Source organism: Xanthomonas populi, from assembly GCF_002940065.1.
GTDB classification, from domain to species: Bacteria; Pseudomonadota; Gammaproteobacteria; order Xanthomonadales; family Xanthomonadaceae; genus Xanthomonas; species Xanthomonas populi.
Window position 1 is genome coordinate 1 of the sequence record NZ_MDEJ01000320.1, and the last position, 559, is coordinate 559.

The window sequence follows — 559 nt, forward strand, 5'->3', positions numbered from 1 at the left end:
TCCAGGCGGCTGGATGACATGGGCAACTCCACTTGGCGGTGAAGTCGTTCAGGTCAGGTCGCCTGGACTACTTCACAACCGTTGGTGTTGCGATCCAGAGTTGAAGCCGCCCACATCAGAGCTCTTTCATCGTAGTTAGCAGGCTAGCTCGGCACTGCCAGTCCGCACACTCGCCGTATCCAGGTGGCAGATCCGCGTGGTTTTACGGCACTGGGCAGTTTGTCGACGCCGACTGCCCGAGGCTTGCAGCGCTCCAGCATCATCTGTGCCTATGATGCCGCGTCCTGATTAGCCCTGACTCTCAGCCGTGAAAATTGCTCGCCGCACGCAGAACCGGCTCTGGACATGGTGTGGATTGCATCATGGCCGTGGCCAGTCGTGGCAGCATGTCGCGCAAGCAGAATCGACGATTAAAACGATAGGCCGCTTCTCCCAGATACCGCCTTGCGTATTTGCCTTGCGCGATGGCGTGATACACGCCGCCGATGCCGCGATTGGCGAAGTGTCACGCTGCTCCATGCTTCCTTTTCCAAACCCGGGATACAAGGCCGCGGCCATC

At 59.0% G+C, this 559-nt stretch carries 1 pseudogene; it reads right to left on the bottom strand.

Features of this window, described 5'->3' with window-relative positions:
• Positions 1-301 precede the first annotated feature (301 nt).
• Positions 302-493, bottom strand: a pseudogene (locus tag XpopCFBP1817_RS21100) (IS1595 family transposase); the annotation flags it as partial.
• Positions 494-559 lie beyond the last annotated feature (66 nt).